19 protein-coding genes are annotated in these 23,112 nt (G+C 62.9%); 9 read left to right on the plus strand and 10 right to left on the minus strand.

Annotation, left to right across the window (positions count from 1 at the left end; all coding sequences use genetic code 11):
• Positions 1–17 precede the first annotated feature (17 nt).
• The 5 genes from CFB43_RS32455 to CFB43_RS32475 all read left to right on the plus strand — a co-directional run bounded on the left by CFB43_RS32455 (position 18) and on the right by CFB43_RS32475 (position 6,491).
• Positions 18–1,526, plus strand: coding sequence for an NCS1 family nucleobase:cation symporter-1 (locus CFB43_RS32455; RefSeq protein WP_089498254.1), 1,509 nt, complete (start codon positions 18–20; stop codon positions 1,524–1,526).
• Between the two features lie 34 nt (positions 1,527–1,560).
• A complete protein-coding gene (gene hydA / locus CFB43_RS32460) occupies positions 1,561–3,018 on the plus strand; it encodes a dihydropyrimidinase (protein ID WP_089429249.1) in 1,458 nt (485 codons plus the stop codon).
• Between the two features lie 338 nt (positions 3,019–3,356).
• Positions 3,357–4,631 (plus strand): NupC/NupG family nucleoside CNT transporter, encoded by a 1,275-nt coding sequence (locus CFB43_RS32465; protein WP_089498255.1) that lies wholly within the window; start codon positions 3,357–3,359, stop codon positions 4,629–4,631.
• 38 nt (positions 4,632–4,669) lie between these two features.
• Entirely contained in the window at positions 4,670–5,986 is a 1,317-nt protein-coding gene (gene deoA, locus CFB43_RS32470; RefSeq protein WP_089498256.1) for a thymidine phosphorylase, read from the plus strand.
• A 115-nt stretch (positions 5,987–6,101) separates the two neighbouring features.
• Positions 6,102–6,491, plus strand: a complete 390-nt coding sequence (locus CFB43_RS32475) for a cytidine deaminase (RefSeq protein WP_089498257.1) — start codon at positions 6,102–6,104, stop codon at positions 6,489–6,491.
• A 34-nt stretch (positions 6,492–6,525) separates the two neighbouring features.
• Here CFB43_RS32475 and CFB43_RS32480 read toward each other — a convergent pair whose 3' ends face one another.
• The 4 genes from CFB43_RS32480 to msrB form a co-directional block, all read right to left on the minus strand.
• A complete protein-coding gene (locus CFB43_RS32480; protein ID WP_089498258.1) occupies positions 6,526–7,641 on the minus strand; it encodes an aromatic ring-hydroxylating oxygenase subunit alpha in 1,116 nt (371 codons plus the stop codon).
• Positions 7,642–7,880: 239 nt separating this feature from the next.
• Positions 7,881–8,576 carry a peptide-methionine (S)-S-oxide reductase MsrA gene (gene msrA / locus CFB43_RS32485; protein WP_089476580.1) on the minus strand — a complete coding sequence of 232 codons (696 nt, stop codon included), beginning with the start codon at positions 8,574–8,576 and terminating at the stop codon, positions 7,881–7,883.
• A 123-nt stretch (positions 8,577–8,699) separates the two neighbouring features.
• On the minus strand, positions 8,700–10,586 hold the full coding sequence (locus tag CFB43_RS32490) for a cytochrome c biogenesis protein DipZ (protein ID WP_089498259.1): 1,887 nt from the start codon (positions 10,584–10,586) through the stop codon (positions 8,700–8,702).
• 37 nt (positions 10,587–10,623) lie between these two features.
• Positions 10,624–11,154 carry a peptide-methionine (R)-S-oxide reductase MsrB gene (msrB, locus tag CFB43_RS32495; protein WP_089429254.1) on the minus strand — a complete coding sequence of 177 codons (531 nt, stop codon included), beginning with the start codon at positions 11,152–11,154 and terminating at the stop codon, positions 10,624–10,626.
• A gap of 978 nt (positions 11,155–12,132) precedes the next feature.
• On the opposite strand from msrB, the gene CFB43_RS32500 reads away from it, so the two are divergent.
• The 3 genes from CFB43_RS32500 to CFB43_RS32510 all read left to right on the plus strand — a co-directional run bounded on the left by CFB43_RS32500 (position 12,133) and on the right by CFB43_RS32510 (position 14,373).
• A complete protein-coding gene (locus CFB43_RS32500; RefSeq protein WP_089498260.1) occupies positions 12,133–13,167 on the plus strand; it encodes a PDDEXK nuclease domain-containing protein in 1,035 nt (344 codons plus the stop codon).
• 259 nt (positions 13,168–13,426) lie between these two features.
• On the plus strand, positions 13,427–13,816 hold the full coding sequence (locus CFB43_RS39040; protein ID WP_256990164.1) for a patatin-like phospholipase family protein: 390 nt from the start codon (positions 13,427–13,429) through the stop codon (positions 13,814–13,816).
• A gap of 116 nt (positions 13,817–13,932) precedes the next feature.
• Positions 13,933–14,373 carry a pyrophosphatase gene (locus CFB43_RS32510; protein ID WP_226274156.1) on the plus strand — a complete coding sequence of 147 codons (441 nt, stop codon included), beginning with the start codon at positions 13,933–13,935 and terminating at the stop codon, positions 14,371–14,373.
• A 30-nt stretch (positions 14,374–14,403) separates the two neighbouring features.
• Here the strand turns inward: CFB43_RS32510 and CFB43_RS32515 are convergent, their stop codons facing one another.
• The 4 genes from CFB43_RS32515 to CFB43_RS32530 are packed head-to-tail and all read right to left on the minus strand — an operon-like array spanning position 14,404 to position 19,428.
• Positions 14,404–15,300, minus strand: coding sequence for a hypothetical protein (locus CFB43_RS32515; protein WP_144023149.1), 897 nt, complete (start codon positions 15,298–15,300; stop codon positions 14,404–14,406).
• A complete protein-coding gene (locus tag CFB43_RS32520; RefSeq protein WP_144023150.1) occupies positions 15,300–17,234 on the minus strand; it encodes an ORC-CDC6 family AAA ATPase in 1,935 nt (644 codons plus the stop codon). Before CFB43_RS32520 ends, CFB43_RS32515 begins: the two co-directional genes overlap by 1 nt.
• A gap of 26 nt (positions 17,235–17,260) precedes the next feature.
• Positions 17,261–18,154, minus strand: a complete 894-nt coding sequence (locus CFB43_RS32525) for a phosphoribosyltransferase-like protein (protein ID WP_089498263.1) — start codon at positions 18,152–18,154, stop codon at positions 17,261–17,263.
• 8 nt (positions 18,155–18,162) lie between these two features.
• The gene (locus CFB43_RS32530) at positions 18,163–19,428 is read right to left on the minus strand and encodes an HsdM family class I SAM-dependent methyltransferase (protein ID WP_179254954.1); all 1,266 of its coding nucleotides are present in this window, start codon (positions 19,426–19,428) and stop codon (positions 18,163–18,165) included.
• A gap of 290 nt (positions 19,429–19,718) precedes the next feature.
• Here CFB43_RS32530 and CFB43_RS38120 point away from each other — a divergent pair, with 290 nt between their 5' ends.
• Complete coding sequence (locus CFB43_RS38120; protein ID WP_144023151.1) at positions 19,719–20,621, plus strand: hypothetical protein; 903 nt, start codon at positions 19,719–19,721, stop codon at positions 20,619–20,621.
• A gap of 192 nt (positions 20,622–20,813) precedes the next feature.
• Here CFB43_RS38120 and CFB43_RS38125 read toward each other — a convergent pair whose 3' ends face one another.
• Positions 20,814–21,569 carry a hypothetical protein gene (locus CFB43_RS38125; RefSeq protein ID WP_144023152.1) on the minus strand — a complete coding sequence of 252 codons (756 nt, stop codon included), beginning with the start codon at positions 21,567–21,569 and terminating at the stop codon, positions 20,814–20,816.
• A gap of 704 nt (positions 21,570–22,273) precedes the next feature.
• The gene (locus tag CFB43_RS32535; RefSeq protein ID WP_089498265.1) at positions 22,274–23,080 is read right to left on the minus strand and encodes an oxidoreductase; all 807 of its coding nucleotides are present in this window, start codon (positions 23,078–23,080) and stop codon (positions 22,274–22,276) included.
• Between the last annotated feature and the right edge of the window lie 32 nt (positions 23,081–23,112).

A 23,112-nucleotide genomic window follows, 5' to 3' on the forward strand; every position in this document is an offset into this window, starting at 1 on the left:
TTAGTGGAGTGCGTTCGATGAATCACGCAGCGAATCCCGCCGATCCCGACAGCGCCGCGGCGCAGGGCGGCAGCCTGTACAACGACGACCTCGCGCCGACGACGCCGGCGCAGCGCACGTGGAAGTGGTATCACTTCGCGGCGCTGTGGGTCGGGATGGTGATGAACATCGCGTCGTACATGCTGGCGGCCGGGTTGATCCAGGAAGGCATGTCGCCGTGGCAGGCGGTGATGACCGTGCTGCTCGGCAACCTGATCGTGCTCGTGCCGATGCTGCTGATCGGCCATGCGGGCGCGAAGCACGGGATTCCATACGCGGTGCTCGTGCGCGCGTCGTTCGGCACGCAGGGCGCGAAGCTGCCGGCGCTGCTGCGGGCAATCGTCGCGTGCGGCTGGTACGGGATCCAGACCTGGCTCGGCGGCAGTGCGATCTATACCTTGCTGAACATCCTGACCGGCAACGCGCTGCATGGCGCGGCGCTGCCGGTCATCGGCATCGGGTTCGGGCAGCTCGCGTGCTTCCTCGTGTTCTGGGCGCTGCAGCTCTACTTCATCTGGCACGGCACCGATTCGATCCGCTGGCTCGAGAGCTGGTCCGCGCCGATCAAGGTCGTGATGTGCGTGGCGCTCGTATGGTGGGCGACGTCGAAGGCGGGCGGGTTCGGCACGATGCTGTCGGCGCCGTCGCAGTTCGCCGCGGGCGGCAAGAAGGCCGGGCTGTTCTGGGCGACCTTCTGGCCGGGGCTGACCGCGATGGTCGGCTTCTGGGCGACGCTCGCGCTGAACATCCCCGACTTCACGCGCTTCGCGTATTCACAGCGCGACCAGATGATCGGGCAGTCGATCGGGCTGCCGTTGCCGATGGCGCTGCTGTCGGTGGTGTCGGTCGTCGTGACGTCGGCGACCGTCGTGATCTACGGCAACGCGATCTGGGATCCGATCGACCTGACGAGCCGGATGACGGGCATCGGCGTGGGCATCGCGCTCGTGATCCTCACGCTCGACACGATGTGCTGCAACCTCGCCGCGAATCTCGTCGGCCCGGCCTACGACTTCTCGAGCCAGTGGCCGAAGGCGATCTCGTACCGCACCGGCGGGATGATCACCGCGACGATCGCGATCGTGATGATGCCGTGGAAGATCCTCGCGACGACGGACGGCTACATCTTCACCTGGCTCGTCGGCTATTCGGCGCTGCTCGGGCCGGTGGCGGGGATCCTGATGGTCGACTACTTCCTGATTCGCGGCACGCGGCTCGACACGCGCGCGCTGTTCGACGAGCGCGGCGGCTTCAGCTACGCGCGCGGCTGGAACCCGGCCGCACTGGCCGCGCTCGCGGTCGGCGTGCTGCCGAACCTGCCCGGCTTCCTGCATACGGCCTTTCCGGCGTCGTTTCCGAACGTGCCGGCGTTCTTCAACACGCTCTACACGTACGCGTGGTTCGTCGGCCTCGTGCTGGCGTCATGCGTGTACGGCACCTGGATGAAATGGCGCGCCGGACAGCACGCGCAGGTCGCGCGCGCCTGATGCGGCACCCGACAGTCAACGAGGAGGCAACCCCATGGCAATCCTGATTCGTGGCGGCACCGTGGTCGATGCGGACCGTTCCTACCGCGCGGACGTGCTCTGCGCAGCCCCGGAGGACGGCGGCACGATCCTGCAGATCGCCGAGCAGATCGACGCGCCGGCCGGCGCGACCGTCGTCGATGCGCACGGCCAGTACGTGATGCCGGGCGGCATCGATCCGCATACGCACATGGAACTGCCGTTCATGGGCACGACCGCGAGCGACGATTTCTACTCGGGCACGGCCGCCGGGCTCGCGGGCGGCACGACGAGCATCATCGACTTCGTGATCCCGAGCCCGAAGCAGCCGCTGATGGACGCATTCCATGCGTGGCGCGGCTGGGCCGAGAAGGCGGCGGCCGATTACGGCTTCCACGTGGCCGTGACGTGGTGGGACGAGAGCGTGCACCGCGACATGGGCACGCTCGTGCGCGAACACGGCGTGTCGAGCTTCAAGCACTTCATGGCGTACAAGAACGCGATCATGGCCGACGACGAGGTGCTCGTGAACAGTTTCTCGCGTGCGCTCGAACTCGGTGCGTTGCCGACCGTGCACGCGGAAAACGGCGAGCTCGTGTTCCAGTTGCAGAAGGCGCTGCTCGCGCGCGGGATGACGGGGCCGGAGGCGCATCCGCTGTCGCGGCCGCCGGAGGTCGAGGGCGAGGCCGCGAACCGCGCGATCCGCATTGCGCAAGTGCTCGGCGTGCCGGTGTATATCGTGCATGTGTCCGCGAAGGACGCGGTCGATGCGATCACCAAAGCGCGCAGCGAAGGGCTGCGCGTGTTCGGCGAGGTGCTGCCGGGCCACCTGGTGATCGACGAGGCCGTCTATCGCGATCCGGACTGGACGCGTGCGGCCGCGCACGTGATGAGCCCGCCGTTCCGCTCGGCCGAGCACCGCGAGGCGCTGTGGCGCGGGCTGCAGGCGGGGCAACTGCATACGACGGCAACCGACCACTGCGTGTTCTGCGCATCGCAGAAGGCGATGGGTCGCGACGACTTCACGAAGATCCCGAACGGCTGCGGCGGTGTCGAGGATCGCATGTCGGTGCTGTGGCATCACGGCGTGAATCATGGCCGCATCACGCCGAACGAGTTCGTGCGGATCACGTCGACGAACGCCGCGCAGATCTTCAACCTGTATCCGCGCAAGGGCGCCGTGCAGGTGGGCGCCGATGCCGATCTCGTCGTGTGGGACCCGGCCGCGACGAAGACGATCTCGGTGAAGACCCATCATCAGCAGGTCGACTTCAACGTGTTCGAGGGGATGACGGTGCAGGGCGTCGCGACGCACACGCTCACGCGCGGCGCCCTCGCGTGGGCCGACGGCGATCTGCGCGCCGTGCGCGGCGCGGGCCGCTACCTGAAGCGGCCGCCGGCGGCCAGTTACTACGAGGCCGCGCGGATCGCGAACCGGTTGCGCGAGCCGCATCCGGTCGAGCGCGCCGGCTGAGCGTTGCGTGTCGCGCGGGGCGTGTCGGTTGGAACGACACGCCCCGCGCATGTTTGAGCGCGCGTCCCGTTCGTGCCGGCACCGCGCATGCCGCCTCCCCGCATCACGCCAATGCGCTCAATATTTGGGACGAGTGAAGCGTTGATCGCGCCTTTCCAATCTCCAGGTACATAGAACAACTGAGCAAGTCGACGCAACACGCGATGTCGCGCAAATGCGACCATTTTGTTTGCGTTGTCGGCGTGCATACCGGCGAGTAATATCCACCGACGGCGTTGCGCAGGCGTGCCGGGCCGCCCGCCGAACAGTCCAACAACATTGAGAGCAAGGAGTACGAGGTGGATATTCTGCGCAGTCTCCTGGGTATGCTGTTCCTGCTGCTGGTTGCCTATCTGCTGTCGAACAACCGGCGCGCGGTGAGCGGCCGGACCTTGATCGCCGCGCTGTGCACGCAGCTGGCGATCGGTGCGCTGGTGCTGTTCGTGCCGGCGGGCCGCACGGCGCTGGCGGGGGCCGCGAACGGCGTCAATCGCGTGCTCGACATGGGCAATCACGGCATCGCGTTCGTGTTCGGCGGGCTCGTCGACAGCCGGATGTTCCAGCTGTTCGGCGACGGTGGGTTCGTGTTCGGCCTGCGCGTGCTGCCGATGATCATCTTCGTGACCGCGCTGATCGCGGTGCTGTACTACATCGGCGTGATGAAGTGGATCGTCGCGATCCTCGGCGCGGCGCTCGCGAAAGTGCTCGGCGTGAGCCGCATCGAGGCATGCTCGGCGGTCGCGACGATCTTTCTCGGGCAAAGCGAGATGCCCGCGCTCGTGAAGCCGTTCGTGCGGAACATGACGAGCGCCGAGATCTTCACGGTGATGGCGAGCGGCATGGCGTCGGTCGCGGGTTCGGTGCTGGTCGGCTACGCGGGCCTCGGCGTGCGGATGGAATACCTGCTCGCCGCGTCGTTCATGGCGGTGCCGGGCGGGCTGCTGTTCGGCAAGCTGCTGTATCCGACGGTCGAGCCGAGCCGCGTCGTGGTCGACGGGCTCGACTTCGACGACAAGCGGGCCGCCAATGTGATCGAGGCGGCGGCGTCCGGCGCGTCGGTCGGGATGCGAATCGCGATCAACGTCGGTGCGATGCTGATCGCGTTCGTGGGGCTCATCGCGCTGATGAACCTGATCGTCGGCGGCGTGGCCGCGTTCGCGGGCTTTCCGCAGATCACGCTGGTGGGTATCATCGGCCACCTGTTCGCGCCGCTCGCGTGGATCATCGGCGTGCCGTGGCACGACGCGGCGCTGGCCGGCAACTTCATCGGCGAGAAACTGATCTTCAACGAGTTCGTCGCGTATGGCGACCTGTCGCCGTACCTGAAGGGCGGCGAGCACGTCGCGGCCGCCGGCCTGCAGGTGCTCGACCCGAAGACGCTCGCGATCGTGTCGTTCGCGCTGTGCGGTTTCGCGAACTTCTCGTCGATCGCGATTCTCGCAGGCGGCTTCAGCGCGGTCGCGCCCGAGCGCCGCTCGGAAGTCGCGCGGCACGGCCTGCGCGCATTGACGGCCGCGACGCTGTCGAACCTGATGAGCGCCGCGATCGCCGGCCTGTTCTTTTCCCTGCATTGAGCCCGCAGCGGCCATCGACCGATCGAGGAGAAGCAACGATGTTCTTACCGCAGGAATTCATTCGCCGGAAGCGCGACGGGCAGCCGCTCGATCGCGACGGGATCGCCGCGTTCGTGCGCGGCGTGACCGACGGCAGCGTGACCGAGGGCCAGGTGGCCGCGTTCGCGATGGCCGTGTATTTCAACGACCTGAGCACCGACGAACGCGTCGCGCTGACGCTCGCGCAGCGCGACTCGGGCGACGTGCTCGACTGGCGCGCGCTGGCGCTCGACGGGCCGGTGATTGACAAGCATTCGACCGGCGGTGTCGGCGATGTCGTATCGCTGATGCTCGGGCCGATGGTGGCCGCGTGCGGCGGCTACGTGCCGATGATCTCGGGGCGCGGGCTCGGACACACCGGCGGCACGCTCGACAAGCTGAGCGCGATTCCCGGCTACAACGTGGCGCCCGACACGGACGCGTTTCGCCGCACGGTGCGCGACGTCGGCGTCGCGATCATCGGGCAGACCGCGCGGCTGGCGCCGGCCGACATGCGCATCTATGCGATTCGCGACGTGACGGCGACCGTCGAGTCGGTCGCGATGATCACCGCGTCGATCCTGTCGAAGAAGCTCGCGGCCGGGCTCGACGGGCTCGTGATGGACGTCAAGGTCGGCTCCGGCGCCTTCATGCCGACCGCCGAGAAGTCGGCGGAACTGGCGCGCAGCATCGTCGACGTCGGCAACGGCGCCGGCATGAAGACGACCGCGATCCTCACCGACATGAACCAGTCGCTCGCGCCGTGCGCGGGCAATGCACTCGAAGTGGTGTGCGCGATCGACTATTTGACGGGCAAGTCGCGCCCGGCGCGCCTGCATGAGGTCACGATGGCGCTTTCCGCTGAGCTGCTCGTCACCGGCGGGCTGGCACGCGATGTCGCAGACGCGCGCGCGAAGTTGCAGCAGGCGCTCGATACGGGGGCGGCCGCGGAACGCTTCGCGAGGATGGTCACGGCGCTCGGTGGCCCCGCGGATCTGATCGACGCACCCGCACGTCATCTCGCGCGGGCGGAGGTGATCGTGCCGGTTCCGGCGCGCACGAGCGGCGTGGTGCAGCACGTCGATTGCCGCGCGCTCGGGCTGGCGGTCGTCGCGCTCGGCGGCGGCCGCACGCGCGGGGCGGATGCGATCGACTACAGTGTCGGCCTGACGGCGCTCGCGGAGATCGGGCAGCGTGTCGAGGCCGGTGAGCCGCTCGGCTACGTGCATGCCCGCGATGCCGCATCAGCCGCGCACGCGGTGGACGCGATCCAGCGCAGCTACGTGCTGGGCGAAACCGGTGACGCGCCGCCGACCATTTATCAGCAGATCGGCTGATCGATCGTCAGGCGCGGGCATCGGCGATCACTTCACTTCACGTCACGGGTGTATCGCGACGGTCAGGGGTTGGCCGCGCCGATACCTCCCCGCACACAATCGAGGCTACGACGAGATGGAACGACACGAACTGATCGACGCGGCGAAGGCGGCGCGCGAACGCGCGTATGCGCCGTATTCGCGCTTCAAGGTCGGCGCGGCGCTGCAGGCGCGCGACGGGACGATCTTTCATGGCTGCAACGTCGAGAACGCGTCCTACGGACTCTGCAATTGTGCGGAACGCACGGCGCTGTTTTCGGCCATCGCCGCCGGTTATCGTCCGGGGGATTTCACGCGGCTCGCGGTGGTGGGCGACACGGACGGCCCAATCGCGCCGTGCGGCGCGTGCCGTCAGGTGATCATCGAGATCGGCACGCCCGACATCGAAGTGATCCTGGCCAACCTGAAAGGGGCCGTCGAGGTCACGACGGCCCATGCATTGCTGCCGGGCGCATTCCGGTTGTAACGGCGCGCGCTTCTCCAGTCACGCGCCGCACGCGTCACGCGCCGTCGCGCGCGTCGCGGATCGGGATCACCGTGCGCGCGCCCCACTGGCGCAGCAGGTCGCGCAGCTCGTTGATGACCGGAAACACCTCGTGGTTCCAGTCGGCGCCCTGGGCGTCGTGCGCTTCCTGCTCGCGCTCGACGATCCAGCGATCCTCGCGGAAGATCCGCTCGGTGAACCAGACGAGCAGCGGCCACGCGAGATCGAGCGCGAACGGAATGCCGGGCTTGTGGATCGACAGCAGTCCGAACGTGCGGTTGGTGCGCTGCTCGGCGTCGAGCGGCACGTAGACGATCCACAGGTCCATCACGAGCGTGCCTTCGCTCGAACGGATCTGCAGCGTCTGGTACGGGTAGCCGGTGCGCACCGTCATCACGCTCTTGTCGGACTGGTCGGCCGGCTTCTTGCTGGCGCCGAATACGAGCGCTTCACCCACCGGCTGCTTGCCTTCCATCCGCGCGAACGTGTAGTCGACCTCGACCCAGTCGTCGCCGCGGCGCCGGCCCACCGAGCGCGCGCGCATCTGCCCCATCTGCTTGCGATGCAGGAACTGATGGTTCATGTCCATCAGGTTCTCGTGCATGAACGAGTAGTGGCACTTGACCTCGCGGCCGAAGCGGCGCGTCTTGTATGCGCGGTTGTCCGCCGATTCGAGCGCGGGGAACGGCCGGGTGTCGGCGAGCGTCGCATCGCCCGGGAAGACGAAGATCAGCCCGTGCGCTTCGCGGCACGGATACGCGCGCACGCCGTTGGGCAGCCGCTCGCGGCCGAGGTACGGCACGTCGACGCAGCGGCCGCTGTCGCACGCGTAGGTCCAGCCGTGATAGCAGCAGCGCAGTGTCTCGCCGCTCACGACGCCCGCGTGCAGCGGCACCTGGCGGTGCGCGCAACGATCCTCGAGCGCGTACACGGCGCCGGATTCGGTGCGCACGAGCACGATCGGATCGCCGGCGAAGCGCACGCCGAGCGTCTTGCCGCGTTTCAGCTCGCGCGACCACGCGAGCGGGTACCAGTGATCGGGATGAATCGGCACGCGGCGCAGGTCGCGCACGGCCGCGCCGGAAGAGGGTTCTCCAAGGATGCCGCTGTCAGGAATGGGCACTGCGCGCATGCGTGACGTCTCCGGGCTGAACGGGGATTCCGGGCGCCGCATGATGCGGCGGGGATCTGGAGAAGTCTACGCGAAGTTGCCGGTCGCGGCGGACGCGATGCGGGTTTGCCCCGGCACGGCGGCCGCGGTTTCGTTGATGCAGCGCAATCCGGGTCGAAGGCGGCGCGCGCTGGCCGTGCGTGGCCGCACGGATCTCGGCCGCGCGGCGGGCGTCACCCCGTCACGCGGCCGCTTGGCGGTCACGAGCGCGCATCGCGCCACAGTACCGCGTCGGTGCGGTACAGCGCCGGGAAGTGCTGCTTCAGCCCGGTGATCTTCGGCATGTCGTTGTACGCGATGTACGGCGCGTCGGGGTGCAGTTCGAGGTAGTTCTGGTGATAGGCCTCGGCCGGGTAGAACCCCTTGTAGTCCTCGACGCGCGTGACGACGGGCGCCGGAAACACGTGCGCGGTGCCGAGCTGCGCGATGTAAGCGGTCGCGACCGCGCGTTGCTGTGCGGTGGTCGGGAAGATCGCCGACCGGTATTGCGAGCCTTCGTCGGGGCCCTGCCGGTTGAGCTCGGTCGGATCGTGCGCGACCGAGAAGAACACCTGCAGCAGCCGGCCGTACGTGATCTGGGTCGGGTCGTAGACGATGCGAACCGATTCCGCGTGCCCGGTCAGCCCCGAGCCGACGAGCGCGTAGTGCGCGGTTTCGGACGCGCCGCCCGCATAGCCGGCCGTGACCTGCTTCACGCCCTTCACGTGCTCGAACACGCCCTGCACGCCCCAGAAGCAGCCGCCGGCGAGCACGGCCGTCTCGTCGTGCGACGCGCCCGGTGTTTCGTCGAGCGTCGGGGCGGGCACCGTGCGCATCGGTTCGGCGGAATTGACGATGCGCTGGTAGCCGAACACGGCGGCGGCCGCGACGGCGATCGCGCCGATGCGGCGCAGCATCGCCGTGCGCCGTTGCGGTGCTGGGCCGCGGGGAGAAGTGGTGTTCACGGTGTGCTCCTTCGAAAGGCGGTACGGGAAGCGGGTGGCCCGGACGCGGCGCCGGTGCGCCGCGTCCGGCCGGGATCAGCCGAACGTGAACGCATACGCATTCACGCCGGGATCGAGAAACTCGATCGAGAACGTGCGGTCGGCGATCGCGCCGGGCTGCCGGACCAGCTGGTACAGGCGCTGCCCGGTCACGGTGCCGTAGCCTTGCGCATCGACGTCGCTGCCGTGCGCGGCACCGGGCGCCGCGCCGTCGAGCGTCACGCGAAAGCGCACCGGCTTGCCGTCCTCGCCGGGGCCGAGCACCAGGTGCAGGTCGCGTGCATGGAAGCGGTAGACGATGCGGCCGGCCGGCGCCGCGAGCGTCGCCCGTTCGGCGCCGACCTGCCACGTGCCGGCGAGGCCCCAGTCGTTGAGATCGGGACGGGCCGGCTCGGCGTAGTGGTACGCCGCGTCGCGCACCACGCCGCCCGGCGACATGAAAGCCTCGGCGCGTGCGTAGCCGACGTAGGTCTCGGGCGAGCGGACGTCCGCGCTGTCGGCCGCGGCGAGCGCCCCCTTCGCGGGCGCACCGGCGAGCCCGATCGGCACGTTCAGCGCTTCCGGATGGCCGGCCTCGGCGAGCAGCGACTGGATCGCGCGCTCCGATTCCGCGTATTCGCCTTCGCCGAAGTGGTGGCGGCGCACGCGCCCCTGCGCGTCGACGAAGTAGTGCGCGGGCCAGTATTCGTTGTTGAACGCGCGCCAGATCGTGAAGCGGTTGTCGATCGCGACCGGGAAGTCGATGCCGAGGTCGTGCACGGCCTTCTTCACGTTGCCGATGTCGCGCTCGAACGCGAACTCGGGTGCGTGCACGCCGATCACGACGAGCCCGTACGGCGCGTACTTGCGTGCCCAGGCGGTCGTGTACGGCAGCGTGCGCAGGCAGTTGATGCACGAATACGTCCAGAAATCGACCAGCACGACCTTGCCGCGCAGGCTGGCCGCCGTCAGCGGCGGCGAGTTCAGCCACTGCACCGCGCCGTCGAGCGACGGCAGCGTGCCTTCGACGGGCAGCGCGGCCGGCGCATGCGTCGTATCCACCGCGCGCATCATCGCGCCGCCGGCGATCACCCCGCCGTTGGCCTGGGTGCGATCGGCCGCCGCGGCCATCATCGCGCCGCCATTCGTGTCGTCGGCGGCGTTGCCGGTCGCGGCCATCGCCGCCGGTGCGCCCGGTGCGCCCGGTGCGCCGTTCGAACGCCCGCCGAGCCGGTCGACGAGCTTCGTCTCGAGGCCGCCCGTCGTGACGGTCGACAGCTGCGCGAGCGCACCCGTATCGAGGCCGAGCGCGATCGCGCCGACGCCGGCCAGCAGCGCCACGCCGATCCCGCGCTTGATCCATTCTCCGGCGCCGAGCGAGCGCTTCATCGCGGCGAACACCTTGCCGCCGATCACGAGCGCGACGCCGAGCGACGTCGCCGCGCCGGCCGCATACGCGACCAGCAGCAGCGTCGTGCCGACGCTGGCGCCGCGCAGCGCCGCCCCGGTCAGCACGAGGCCGAGGATCGGGCCCGCGCACGGCGCCCACAGCAGGCCGGTCGCGACGCCGAGCAGCAGCGACGACGCGGGGCCGGCCGGGCGGCCGTCGCGTTGCGCGAAGCCGGTGAGCCGGTTGCCGGCGGCGACGAGCGGGCGGGTCAGGTGCTCCGCGAGGCGCGGCATCAGCAGGGTCAGGCCGAAGATCGCGAGCAGCACGATCGCCACCCAGCGGCCGGCCTGGTTGGCCTGCGCGACCCAGCCGCCGCCCACGGCGGCGAGCGTCGCGACGACGGCGAACGTGAGCGCCATGCCGACGAGCAGCGGCAGGCCGCTGCGGACGAACGGCTGGTCGGCGCGCGCGAACACGAACGGCAGCACGGGCAGGATGCACGGGCTCAGGATCGTGAGCACGCCGCCGAGGTAGGCAAGGACGATGAGCAGCATGGTGCGTTCTCCAGTCGGTCGGGAGTTCGGGGCCGGATCAGGCGGCGGCGGGGTGGAAGGTGAGCGCGAGGCCGTTCATGCAGTAGCGCAGGCCGGTCGGTTGCGGGCCGTCGTCGAACACGTGGCCGAGATGGCCGCCGCAGCGGCGGCAGTGCACTTCGGTGCGGATCATCCCGAACGATGCGTCGGTGTTGGTGGCGACCGCGTGGTCGAGCGGTTTCCAGAAGCTCGGCCAGCCGGTATGGCTGTCGAACTTGGTGGCCGACGAGAACAGCGCGAGGGCGCAGCCGGCGCACGCGAACGTGCCTTGCCGGTGCTCGTCGTTCAGCGGGCTGGTGTACGGCCGCTCGGTGCCGGCTTCGCGCAGGACCGAGTACTGGGCGGGCGTGAGCCGGCGATGCCATTCGGCATCGCTGAGGGTGACTTCAAACGGGGCGGCCGTCTGCGGGGTGGCCGGCGATGCGGCGAACGCACGGCCGACCAGCGCGCGGCGCCCGACGGACGACAGCGTCGCGAGCACGGCGAGGCCGGTGGCGCCGGCGAACAGCAGATGTCTGCGGGTGGGCATGATGGGCTCCTGGCGGCAGGTCCTGAAAATATGCGCCCATCGTAGTCAGCGGCCGGTGTCGAAGTCCTCACGGAAAGTTAAATGAATTGTGATGTCTCAGGTGTTCCGTCGGAGTGTGCTGGAATCCGTCGAAGCTCCAATCGGCAAGGGCCTTTGAGTGGGCGAGCCGCCGATATTTACCGAGTACCGGTTCGAGCCGCGTTTTTTAGTGTTTTTTTAGTGTTCGTAGCGTTGCGCGGTGAATCCGGACTTTGGCTTGCCAGATCAAATCGGACTGGGGAATGAACGTTGTTTGACTGCGGTCGCGAATCACGCCGAGCGTCTGATGCGCATTGATAGGCGGATGAGTTTGCAAGCTAGTGCGACCGACCTGTGGTGCGCGTGTGGGCGCGGCAGTTTGACAGTTTTTACGTAGAAACTTCAGGGGGGCGACTTAGGACGTGAGCGGTTGCCCAGTGAAAGAGGGGCACGATGCGGCTCCGCCGAAGTGGTCCTTGTCGAAGCAGGATCCGGCGGAATGAAGGGGGACATAGTAAGGGCTATGTTGCCCTTCATTTCGGGGCATGGACGAGGCCCCGGCGTGCGCGGCACTCCCTGTAGGGAATTGCGCGCTCCCACCGCGGCGATCGAAAAAGCGGTGCCGTCACCGTTTCGGCGCCCTTGGATTTCTGGCGCGGGCGACGACGTGCCGTGGGCGGGTTCATTGGGCATTGCGTTACACGCGAGCCAGGAAGTTCTTCGATCCGGGCAGGGCGGCTGGAGAGGCGGCTTCGTCTCAGGCGGTGCTGAAGCTCAATTGCGAGCGCCCACATTTAGCGCGGTGAGAGGCGAGGGTCCCAGCTGGCAGGTGGCTGAATTCTCTCCGCGGTGCGGAGAGAATTGGGGGAGCGCCCAGCAGGGTTCCACCGTGGCTGAGATTACGGTAACGTGGCCCCTATTGGCGCGCGCCGGCCCGCTGAGCCCTCCATTCCTGACAAGATGACCGAACTCGTCCCCGCATCCCTATTGACCGACATCCGCCGCATGATTGATTCGGCGCGCGTCCGAGCGGCGGCGGCCGTCAATGCTGAACTGACCCTACTTTATTGGCAAGTTGGTTGTCGCATTCGGGATGATGTGCTGGGCGGTGAGCGCGCGGGCTATGGACAACAGATCCTCCCCGCGCTCGCTCGGCAACTGAGAGCCGAATACGGCCGGGGTTGGAGCGAGCAGCAATTGCGTCACTGCATTCGCGCGGCCGAGGTGTTTTCGGACGAGTCAATTCTCTCCGCACTGCGGAGAGAATTGAGCTGGACCCATCTGAAGATGTTGATGTACGTCGAAGACTCGCTCAAGCGCGACTTCTACATTGAACTCTGTCGCCTGGAGCGCTGGTCGTCGCGGCAGTTGCAGGAGCGGATGCAGTCGATGCTGTTCGAGCGCAGTGCGCTGTCGCGGCAACCCGAAGAAGTGATCCGGCGCGAAGTGGCGCACCTGCGCGACGCGCAGCAGATGACGCCTGATCTCGTGCTGAAAGATCCATACATACTCGATTTTCTCGGCCTCAATGATCACTATCTGGAACGCGATCTCGAGGATGCGATCCTGCGCGAGATGGAACAGTTCCTACTGGAGCTCGGCGCGGGCTTCACGTTTGTTGCGCGCCAGAAACGGCTTCCTATCGACGATGACGACTTCTATCTCGACCTGTTGTTCTACAACCGCAAGCTCAAGCGTCTTGTCGCCATCGAACTGAAGCTCGGTTCCTTCAAGGCCGAGTACAAGAGTCAGATGGAGCTGTACTTGCGCTGGCTCGCGAAGCACGAGCAGGAGCCGGATGAAGCGCCGCCGATCGGCATCATCCTATGTGCGGGAAAAAAGCAAGAACAGATTGAATTGCTTGAACTCGGCAAAAGTGGGATCCACGTGGCAGAGTACCTGACCGTGCTGCCGCCGCGTGAGACGCTGCAGGCGAAGTTGCACCAATCGATCGCGGCGGCACGCGCCCGACTTGATGATAAACGCGAGTCTTGATGACAGTGTCTTGTCGACGAGATTTCGCGCATAGCGAAGGCTAACGCGCATCGAGATTAACTCGGCACCCCGCGCCAACGCATGCGATGCAGACTGCCGAAACGGCAGCGCACCGTATTGCTGCTGTTACGCTGGCGCGGTAACAGGGGGTGTTACATGAACGAGACAAACGCAGGACGCGACGCGCCGGCGGCGGCCAGAAGGCCTTGCAGGACTTTCACTGGACGGCGGCGACGCCAAGGGTTTTTATACGCTGGGAGTGCTGCGTGAGACCAAGGCGACGGCGGGGCCGCTGCTGTGCGAGTGCTTCGATCTGATCTTCGGTACAAGCACTGGCTCCATCACCGCCAGCCTGCTCGCCCTGGGCTACAAGGTCGAGGCGATCCACGCGCTCTTTCAGCGGCATGTGCCGACGGTCACCCTTCGCGACTATTTGACGAGAAAATTCGGCGGGAAGCCGGCGGAGGTTTGGCTCCCCCCAGCACGAAGCCGAATATCTGACTGGATCAGTCGGCGACTAGGGGTAGACGTTTCTAAGATAGTTCGAGCAACTGGACGCGTTGCTCGTAAACCTGTTCTACTGCTTGCTACAACAACAGCGGGCCTGGACGTCGCTGGCGAAGCGCATGTGAGGCTTGGGCGGTGCTGATTTGGTAGAGCCGTGCGCTGTTCTGTTGCATTACACCGGAGATACGCCCGAAAAAATGACTTTGGGCGCGCGGGTATTACACTGCCCAGATGCCCAATCGTTGTTGGAGAAGAAGATTGACTGAACCGACCTTTGCCGACCGTATCGCTGCGATGAACGAGATGTACAAGTTGCCGGTGCAGCCAAGCCCGGTGTTGCCGGCCGCGCCGGCTGACAGGTTGCGAAAATTCAAGGCGACCCTGCTTGACGAGGTCAATGAGATTGACGAGATCGTCACTGCCGCCGAACGACAGGTGGATCCCTTGGATGTCCTCGTGGCAATGGCAGATCTTCTTGGCGACGTGATCGTCTATTGCCGATCCGAAGCGCTAAAATACGGTATTCCGCTCGAAGAGGTTTTGTCCATAATTATGGATAGCAACGAGAGTAAGCTCGGCGCGGACGGCAAGCCAATTTACGACGACAACGGCAAGTTCCTGAAGGGACCAAATTACTGGAAGCCTGAACCGAAGATTAGGGAGCTCCTGCAAGCCGCTATTACCACCGCCAAGACATGAATTGTCGCAGGTGGTTGCGGCAGACGCCGATTAGTCGCTACGCTCGACCGTCACAGTGAATCGATGCCAAAGGTCAACGCCTGAGGAGCGCTTCTTTTTGCGGCGGGGATGGTCAAACAGAAGGCCAACTTGCTCGGGATAGACACTCGCGAAGATCGCGGAAGCGATGCCGCATGGCTTCGGGCCGATGGGCGCAACGAACATTCGTCTCTCGGCCCCAAGTGTGTCGCGTGTGCGTTCGAGGCTTTCGAACGCAGCCTCAGGGTCATTTGCTGAGCAATAGTCGAGCTGCAGTTTGTGACGTTCCAGGGCCGGGAGGTGTGGAATGATGGCGTCAAGCTCCCAGCCAGGGTGGTATGCCGGGATCCCGAATACCACCTTCACATACTTCGACGCGATCATCTGATATTCCTCAAGTGCACGATCCAGCCGTTCTGGCTCGAACCCCAGGAAAAAGACGCCGGCTTCGACCTCTTCACTAGCTAAGTCGACGATAGCGTTTGGAATTGCTACGTAACCGCGGGTCGGCTCCGACAACGCGAACAACTCAGCGCCCTTACCATCGCGTGTGTACTCGGCAGGCTCGACGTAAATAATGCTGATCGAGCTGGCACCGCAGGTTAGCAGCGCGTTGACGGCACAAAACAGCTCGGCAAACCCGAGCGTCGTTGCTTCTAAAACCACCTTGCGCCAGTCGTACGCGCTTAACAGCTCGATGGCCGAGTCGCTGGACTTCGTCTGCGTACCGACGGTCAGCGACATGTCGTCGACACCGAAGGTCAGCTGGACTCGCCTGCTTTCAGGCGCGCTTCGGCAGGCCGATTCCCCTCGATCATCCAACTCCTCGCCGTGCAGCAGGATCATGTCCTCGGGAAGTTGAAGGTCTGCAGCGCTTTTGCCGGAGACTGAGAAAAACCTTGTCTTCATCATAACTGCAAGCCGAGTTGTTGGGCGTCGATCTCTGATAGTTGCCGCGCGAGACCGCGTGCCAGTTCCTTGTATTCGTTCTCGTTGCCCATCACCAGCGTGTGGAACTGCTCCACGGAGATTTCGAGCTTACGCTTGCGTCTGTAGCTGATCTGGAAGTAGGGCGCGTAGATAGGGTTCAACTGGTAGTCGACGATGTCCTGGCCAACACCAGATTTCGATTTGGTTTCCAATTGTTCGACCAAGATGCCGTAGCGCTGCGCTTCTGCGATGAAGTCCAGCTCGGACTTGTCGAGAGAGCGACCGCCGGAATTGATTGTGAACTGGTTTTGCTCCGGCTCACTCATGGTCGGGCTGGCTTGCAATGCGCGAAAGATATTGCCTAGCCTCAGCACGAACATACGTAGCGGCTCACCAAACCGCCCGAACGTCCTGATTTCCTTGATCAATTGTTCCGATGCGTCGTATGCTGCGCGGCACTGGATAGACACAGCGTACGGCGGGTCTGGCTGGTCCCGCAACTCTGCAACTTCGAGGGTCTTATAACAAAGGATAAGGAAATTCCGTAAGTTGTTGTTCGACATCGTGCAAAGGGTATCGAAGCCGCTATACAGCGGGCATTCGCGCCCGAATGGTCGATACAACTCCAGCAAGGCTCCGAACAGGTTGTTGTGCACCCAACTGCTGCTGAATTGACCTTTCTGATCGACAGAAAATCTTTTCAGCTCGGCTAGCACCTTGTCAGGGTGAAGTGTCTCTCGGTTCAGTAACGCAGGTAGCGTAACGACTGCCTCAGCCGGGGCGCCATCGAACAGGAAGTCATCGACGGTCAGGCTACTTCTACGGTCTTTCAGGGCCTTGCTGATTCGCTCCTGGATGCTCTTGCGTAACGGTGCCTGCTGAAGAGCGTGGATGGCGATCTGCTTGTCCGCCATGTCTGGGAACCGTGTGCGCATGTCCGCCAGCACGGCTTTCTGATATGTGGGCGTCTGACGTTCAGCCAGCCGATCGTGCGACCTTACGATATCCAGCCGCTCGCTTTCCGGTTGACTAGCGGCGATGTCCAGGTTGCCGAGGAACACTTCCGCGAAAAAAATCATCGCCGTGCCGCTGAGAGCCAACAAGTAGTCAAGATCTACCAGTCGGTAGTCGTGGGTTGCATTGATTGATTCGGAGCCGGACGTGTCGTTGTCGGATGGATGTTCCTTCGACGTGAAGCTTACGATCATTGGGCGCTGGCTATGCTTCAGGAAGGAGTTGAGCACGCGGCGCTGGTATGGCACCAGGTTCTCGACCTCATCAACGTAGATAAAGACAGCGAGCGTTGAAAGGGCTAGGTTGGCTTGCATGTCCGCGATCAAGGACAAGATGAACTCCCGGCCCGGGGGCAGAATTGGGCAGTCCATCGCTTTGACATTGGAGACCCAAGTCGTGAATCTGCGCCGCAGCGATTCAAGGTACTTGGTCAGATCGCGTACGTTAGTGGGTGCATCGGCGAGGTAGTCCGCAGCGCTGGGCAGGCTTAGCGCTACCAGGTCCTCGCGGTTGAAGCCCGAGAAGGCGCTATCGGCAATGGTCTCAACTGCATGTAGGAGTTCGGTGGCGATCACTAAGCCGAAGTAGCTCTCAAACACCACGCTCCATTCGTCGTCTGCGATTCCGCGGTGATTCAGCGAACTACAGAACTGAGTATCGACCCGCCAGTAGATACCGACATGGTTGATTGCATCGACCGGGATCTCCTTGCGCCGCTTGGAGAATGCGGTGTGGTAATCAAAGTACTTCAGCAGCATGGTCTTGCCGCAGCCGCGCTTGCCGGTGATGTAGACCGAGCGCGTGGCCGACGTGAGAGCCAACCGATCAAAGTAGGGGGGGATGAAGAACTCACCCCAGACGTCGGCGCTATGTTCCTCTGCGCGGGTACGCGCGAGCATGGAGGCGTCAATATGCATAATCAAGCCTATCGTTCGACGAGAGGTTTCCAGTTTTCGGAAACGCCCCACAGCAATTGAATCGAGTCGTCCGGCACGCCATGGCTGAACGCGACTAACGCCCCGATGTCGCCATAGCCATTTCCTCCGCTTCCTTCCTTGAATGGCTGGGCGCGCTTGTGGACTTCAGCGTAGACCTCAAGTGGCGATTTGTCGTACTGCCATTGTTGCGTCTCGATCCACTTTTGGGTCAGTGAAGCGAAGCAGGTTTCCTGCGTTAGCAACTCTCCATGGAATAGCGGCACGTCAGGAAACTGGTCACTTAGGTGATCGCAAGCCGTTTGATGTGCCAAGCCGACAGCGATTGCAATGCGCCCGCTGGTATAGTCTCGGTCCCAACTCTGAAGAAAGTTGCTAAGTTGTGTGCCAGTATAGGTGCCATCGTCCACGACAATGAATCGCTCATTTTCGCGTAGCTCGGTGACGTCGGAGGGGAACAGCTTCGCAATTCCGTACCGTTGATTGATCGCCCTGGCGATCAAGTCGCCACTCTTACCGGGCTCAGCCATGCCGTAGACCACGAGCGACGACGGGCCGCAGTAAAAGTCCAGGCCAGCGGCGCCTTTCAGGGCATCAGTCCAGGCTACGGTTTCCCGCTGGCCGCTCTCGTCGAGAAAGTGCAAAGCGGCTTGCTTCAAGGCTTGGCGCATCGACGACAGTAGCTGTTCGTTGGTTCGAAAAATCAGATTGCGCAGGATCAGCCAAGCAAGTGTTTTTTCCTCTTCCGACACGAACTGCTTGACCCACACCTTGATGCGTTCAACGGACAGGGGGTTGCGGACGTTTACGCGGCTAAGGGCGTGGACCGCACGCTCCACTGCAAGTCGATCGAAGCCACTGAGTTGAGGTATCTGTGACATCATCCGGCTGTTCAGAATTGGATTTCGACGAGATTGGTCTTTGATAAGAACCTAGCCGCGACGCCATGGGCCGACGTCGCGAGGGCAAGCCGGCCGGCTTCGCTATCAAAGAAACGGTAAAGCCTCTCCCGGTGCTCGTCGGTCGTGCGCAAAGCAAAGACGCAGTCGCTAATGACGCATGGGCCGTGGACCACGATCGCGAGTTGGCGCTCGAGTCTCCGGCCTATCCGCGCCAGAAGAATATCGCCGGGTAGTGCCAAGCGTGCGTCCTGCGATGCGATCGTGGCGGATCGTCTTCCGAGAGCGAAGCGTTTGGGGACGACTCGAACAGTCTGCTCGACTGTAGACTCAGCAAAATCGCTAAGATGGAACACCGGCGCCGGGAATGTCGCGATCGCTGACGAGCAAATCGTCCCGCGCACGACATGTGTAGCGGCCGTGCCCACGGAGATCGGCTGAAGGGCGCCGCTGTGCGTTTGAAAGTTCGGCCGCGCATGGAATGTGTAGTCGAGCCGCTTGGCCGCGAGATCCTGTGGGACCTCGATAGCTTCGCTCAGACGCCCGTCGTGCCCCATCTGCCGCAGTATCACATGTTCGGTCTCTCCAGCCATCTTGGAGAGCACGGCTAGGTAGGTCTGGGCTTCAGTGTTCTTGAACACCCCGCGCGGAAGCTGAACAACTTGCTCAACGTTATGTTGGCGCACGAGAGCTTGCCGCACGCCGCTGAAACGCTCGGCGGTGATCAGCCCATCCGGCAAAATCAATCCGAGCTTGCCATTGCGCCGTAACAGCCGCAGATTCTGTGCCAAGAAAAGTAGGTCCGCGCCGGCGTCCCGAATCGAGGCGAGAGTGCCTGAAAGGCCCGCGTCCTCAAGGATCTTGCCGAAGTCGGATCGCCACCGAGGCCGGATGTAAGGCGGGTTGCAGACCGCGACGTCCACGGTACCCGGGCAAAGTCCGATTTTGTCCGAGAGCGCTTCGTCAAGCGCATCATGCACAAAGTGAATATGCTTTGAGTCTTCAGCAGCTAGTTGCTTCGGAGCCTGATGATCAACATCGACAGTGACCAGTTGTGCGTCGCGCCATCGGCTCGCGGCAGCCGAACACAGAGATCCTGAGCCTGAACCCAGTTCAAGCACCAGCTTGGGCTCGCGTGCCTTGATGCGCTCGATTAGCGAGCGACTGACTTCAGCAGAGGTATAGTACCGCCCCCATGGATCGGAGTACTGGCCCGACCGGGTCAGGTGCTGTATAAGACTACTTGATGACGTCGTCATCTCATCCCCTTGCGCGACTTGGTATTTTAAAGCGGTAGTTGGCCCCATGTCTCGATCGCTTCGTCTCAAGAGTCTAACTGAAATGGAGGCCTCGGCGACTGCAGCGAGCGATCCAACAACGGTCGTCGCAATTTCAGTGATCATGGCGTCCGGCTTTACCCATGTGCCGGAGCCAGCAAAGCCCATTTCGCTAGTCTATTCACGTCTATAGCTTTCCACCAGTCGAGGGGCGGCGTTGATCATTGTGGTACTCGATTGTTGAGGTCAGTTTCGACTTTACGGTGATAAACTTGGATCTTTCAAATTCCCTCGGTTATGCCGCGTTTGTTGTTTCTGCACTCACGGCATTCTATGCAAAAAAGCAGATCGATTTGGCAAAATCGACTCTGGGAAACGCATACCGTACTCAGGTATCAGACCAACACGCAAGATATCGCGACGCTTTGAGTGAGATAAAGCGAAAGCATAAGGAGGAGATCCTGATGCTAAGCCGAACCGCTGGCGATGCGTTGCTTGATATCATCAATCGTGTAGACGGGTATGATGCGGATCGCCATGCGGGGCGTCCGCTGCGGCACTTGCTTCATGAAAGTTCAGAGATGGTTTTCTATGCTTTTAAGGGGCAACTGGCGTGGCAATATGCGGAAAATATCAATTTCAGATTGCATCGATTCGTACATATTGAAGATGAACTCAAGCCGTCCGTTGACCACTACGCGCAGGATGGAGGTAGTGGTCGGCTCTTTGAGAGAAAATACTTCAATGATGTGAATTCATATATTGAAGAGACGTTGGAAGTGGATCGACATTTCTGTCGACTGGTGTCAGAAATGAAATCTCGAATAGATCGATCGAGATCCGCTGATCTGCTTGTTGGAATTCAAGAAGATTTAGGGAAATTTCGTAAGAATCATGCAGAGGTTGCACCTGGGTTAATCGAAAGTTCGACTCATCTCGCGGATCTAATTGATCAGGATAAGTTTGGACATTTCCCCCTCAGTGAATCACCTCGACTCTTCGACGCAATGCGTCGCCAGAAGACGATCTTGGATACTATGGGGAAGTTGTGGATTCCCCATGTGGCTCCTGACGACGCGCATCTATACTTGAACTGCGTTTCGATTGGCGTACATGCGTGTGCTGTACTCCATGCGTTCCAAGGCGTTCATTCGTGGGGGTGGACTTACGAGTAGAGGCGAGCATCACAAGCTCATTGCAGAGGGCAACAATGAGCTGCGAGAATGTGAGTCGGGCATGACACCGTGGTACAAGTAGGGGCAGTGACATTGATGCAACGGTCCCACCGGTAGAGTGGTTCGCGATTCAGTTGCTGTTAAGTTTGTTGAAAAATAAATTGCGCTGTGATCTGATGATTTTTTATCGCTTTATCTACTCGTCATCGCTTTATTGAATTCTCGTAGTTCTCTTGGAATGCTAAAATTACCGAATCCAATGGAAAATGAAATAATCAGAAGAATTTCGCCGGGCAACATCAAACCCAGCGCGAGTAATGATTTGGGATCAAACGTGAGGTTTAAGCGGTATGCAGCCCAAGCTCCGGTGAAAAAAGTGATAACGGCAAGACTGGGAGCCCAGCGACGGAAAGTCCGCCGCCTCCTTGACAAGAAGGATCCGATGTCGATTCGACCGAGTGCTTGGATTGGCTGTAGACCGTCGATCGAACCGGTGATTTTGGGTACGACTCGAGTAGACGTATGTAGAGCCTCGAGGACGACACCGTGCTTGGCTTCCCAGTGATCAAATTCGATGAGCCAGGCGCCATCATCAAGTTGTACCGTACGAAAACCGATTGCTCCCTCGCTTGGATGAAGCAAGGCCAGGTTCAGCAGCTGTGCCTCGGGATAGATCACCTTCAGCGGATTGGCGGTGATCACGTCGCTTGGTCGAATTGCCTTTCTTCCGGCATTCCAAAGCCACACGTGAGATCTGGTCAGCCGCTCGATCTCATTCCCATTATGCTTAATGTCCAATCCTTTAACGGTGTCGCGCATCTCCATTACCGTAATCCCGTCCGCTGCGTACTTCAAACGGCGACGATCAAGGTGGCGTACCAATAACGTTGACGAAACACTGCCGCCTGCGAACGAAAGCAGGGATGTAATGATCGGTAGAAGGTTCATCTGTGGTGCGAGATCGCACTCGCAAGTTGTTGTTAATCTATTATTCTAACTGGGTAGCGCTGTAGGGAGGAGCGACGCGACGGTCGTGAGCGTGATTTACTGTTTTGTCGTCGTACGAAGTCGATGTTGGTGGTTCACAATTGCCGCTGGCCGTGCGCAGCAGCATGCTGCACGCGATGGGTGCGTAATTCAGGGGGGCGCGGATGTGCATGTGGCACAACGTCGCGACCGTTATTACTGTGTGCCAGGGGACTTTGGCGCACGCAAGCCTGTCGCCAATCGTGTGTTTTTTGGATGTCGACGCAATACCTTGACCACTGGTAAGTGCGCAGTTCGACCTGCGCTGTCACCTTGCTCCAGGTCCCAGCCCTCAGCCAGGTTGTACGGGAAATGGACCCTGAGTAAGAGGTCAACGCCCTCGTGAGGAAAGACCGTCACCCACGCCACGACATGAATTGATCGTGCGGCAGCGCTTGTATGGCAAGGAACCTTACCACTAGGCCCCGATTGCCCGCTCAAACTCAGATTTCGCACAACCGCCTTGTTATCACGCAAGCACGATTCCGAGGCAGCGCTCGGCGTGGGCATATCCGAACCGCTGATCCGCCGAGCGCGCGCGCTTGCGCCGCAGCATACGCCGGTTCCAATGATGCCGATTTCCATGGTGGATACCTCGTTCAAGCATGTTTCGTCGGCCCGCCGTGTCACGCGAGATGGAATTTCTTCCGCAGGCTTGCATCGACCGGGCCGGCAGGCATGAAGCGCCGCAACTTGCGCAGCAGCGACGCCTCGCCGGCCGGCGTGCGGCGCATCCGCCACGCGCCGAGCGCCGCGTCGACGATGGTGGCGGCCACGCCCTCGGGGAGCGGCGCGGTTTTCACGCTGTCGACGACGGCGCGCGACGCAAGCGTTCGCTCGCGGTCGTACTCGGCGATCGGCGCGCTGGCCTGCGGCGCATTGACGTCCAGGCGGGTCCGCGTAAACGACGGCTCGACCAGCGTCGCGCGAATGCCGAACTGGCGCAGTTCGTGATCGAGCGATTCGGTCAAACCTTCCACCGCATGTTTGGATGCCGAATAAAGCCCCATATAGGGCGCCGGCAGGAAGCCGAGCACCGAGCTGACATTGACGATCCGGCCGCGCCGTTGCGCCCGCATGTGCGGAAGCACCGCATGGGTCGTACGCAGGAGGCTGAATACGTTGGTGTCGAACAGGGCCGCTGCCTCGTCCACCGACGTTTCCTCCACCGCGCCGATCAGGCTCATGCCCGCATTGTTCACGAGCACGTCGATACGCGCGGCGCGGTCGATGATCGTCTGGAATCCGGATCGAACGGACGCGTCGTCACGCACGTCCATCTCGATCAGCTCGACGCCGGCAACCGGCGCCGTTCGCGCGATGCCGCGCACGGTGCCGAACACGCGGCAGCCGCGTTTGGCGAATCGTTCTGCGGCGGCGCGCCCGATGCCCGACGACACGCCGGTCACGACGACAACGGTGGAATTCGACATGGCTGCTTCCTTTGATACGGTGAATGGATTGG

The sequence above is a fragment of the Burkholderia sp. AU15512 genome, from assembly GCF_002223325.1.
Taxonomy (GTDB): domain Bacteria; phylum Pseudomonadota; class Gammaproteobacteria; order Burkholderiales; family Burkholderiaceae; genus Burkholderia.

Excerpts from the sequence above, each read along its gene's own strand:
- CFB43_RS32455 (WP_089498254.1), top strand. The coding sequence starts at position 18 with ATGAATCACGCAGCGAATCCCGCCGATCCCGACAGCGCCGCGGCGCAG.
- hydA (WP_089429249.1), top strand. The coding sequence starts at position 1,561 with ATGGCAATCCTGATTCGTGGCGGCACCGTGGTCGATGCGGACCGTTCC.
- deoA (WP_089498256.1), top strand. The coding sequence starts at position 4,670 with ATGTTCTTACCGCAGGAATTCATTCGCCGGAAGCGCGACGGGCAGCCG.
- CFB43_RS32475 (WP_089498257.1), top strand. The coding sequence starts at position 6,102 with ATGGAACGACACGAACTGATCGACGCGGCGAAGGCGGCGCGCGAACGC.
- CFB43_RS32480 (WP_089498258.1), bottom strand. The coding sequence starts at position 7,641 with ATGCGCGCAGTGCCCATTCCTGACAGCGGCATCCTTGGAGAACCCTCT.
- msrA (WP_089476580.1), bottom strand. The coding sequence starts at position 8,576 with ATGCTGCGCCGCATCGGCGCGATCGCCGTCGCGGCCGCCGCCGTGTTC.
- CFB43_RS32490 (WP_089498259.1), bottom strand. The coding sequence starts at position 10,586 with ATGCTGCTCATCGTCCTTGCCTACCTCGGCGGCGTGCTCACGATCCTG.
- msrB (WP_089429254.1), bottom strand. The coding sequence starts at position 11,154 with ATGCCCACCCGCAGACATCTGCTGTTCGCCGGCGCCACCGGCCTCGCC.
- CFB43_RS32500 (WP_089498260.1), top strand. The coding sequence starts at position 12,133 with ATGACCGAACTCGTCCCCGCATCCCTATTGACCGACATCCGCCGCATG.
- CFB43_RS32515 (WP_144023149.1), bottom strand. The coding sequence starts at position 15,300 with ATGAAGACAAGGTTTTTCTCAGTCTCCGGCAAAAGCGCTGCAGACCTT.
- CFB43_RS32520 (WP_144023150.1), bottom strand. The coding sequence starts at position 17,234 with ATGCTCGCGCGTACCCGCGCAGAGGAACATAGCGCCGACGTCTGGGGT.
- CFB43_RS32525 (WP_089498263.1), bottom strand. The coding sequence starts at position 18,154 with ATGATGTCACAGATACCTCAACTCAGTGGCTTCGATCGACTTGCAGTG.
- CFB43_RS32530 (WP_179254954.1), bottom strand. The coding sequence starts at position 19,428 with ATGACGACGTCATCAAGTAGTCTTATACAGCACCTGACCCGGTCGGGC.
- CFB43_RS38125 (WP_144023152.1), bottom strand. The coding sequence starts at position 21,569 with ATGAACCTTCTACCGATCATTACATCCCTGCTTTCGTTCGCAGGCGGC.
- CFB43_RS32535 (WP_089498265.1), bottom strand. The coding sequence starts at position 23,080 with ATGTCGAATTCCACCGTTGTCGTCGTGACCGGCGTGTCGTCGGGCATC.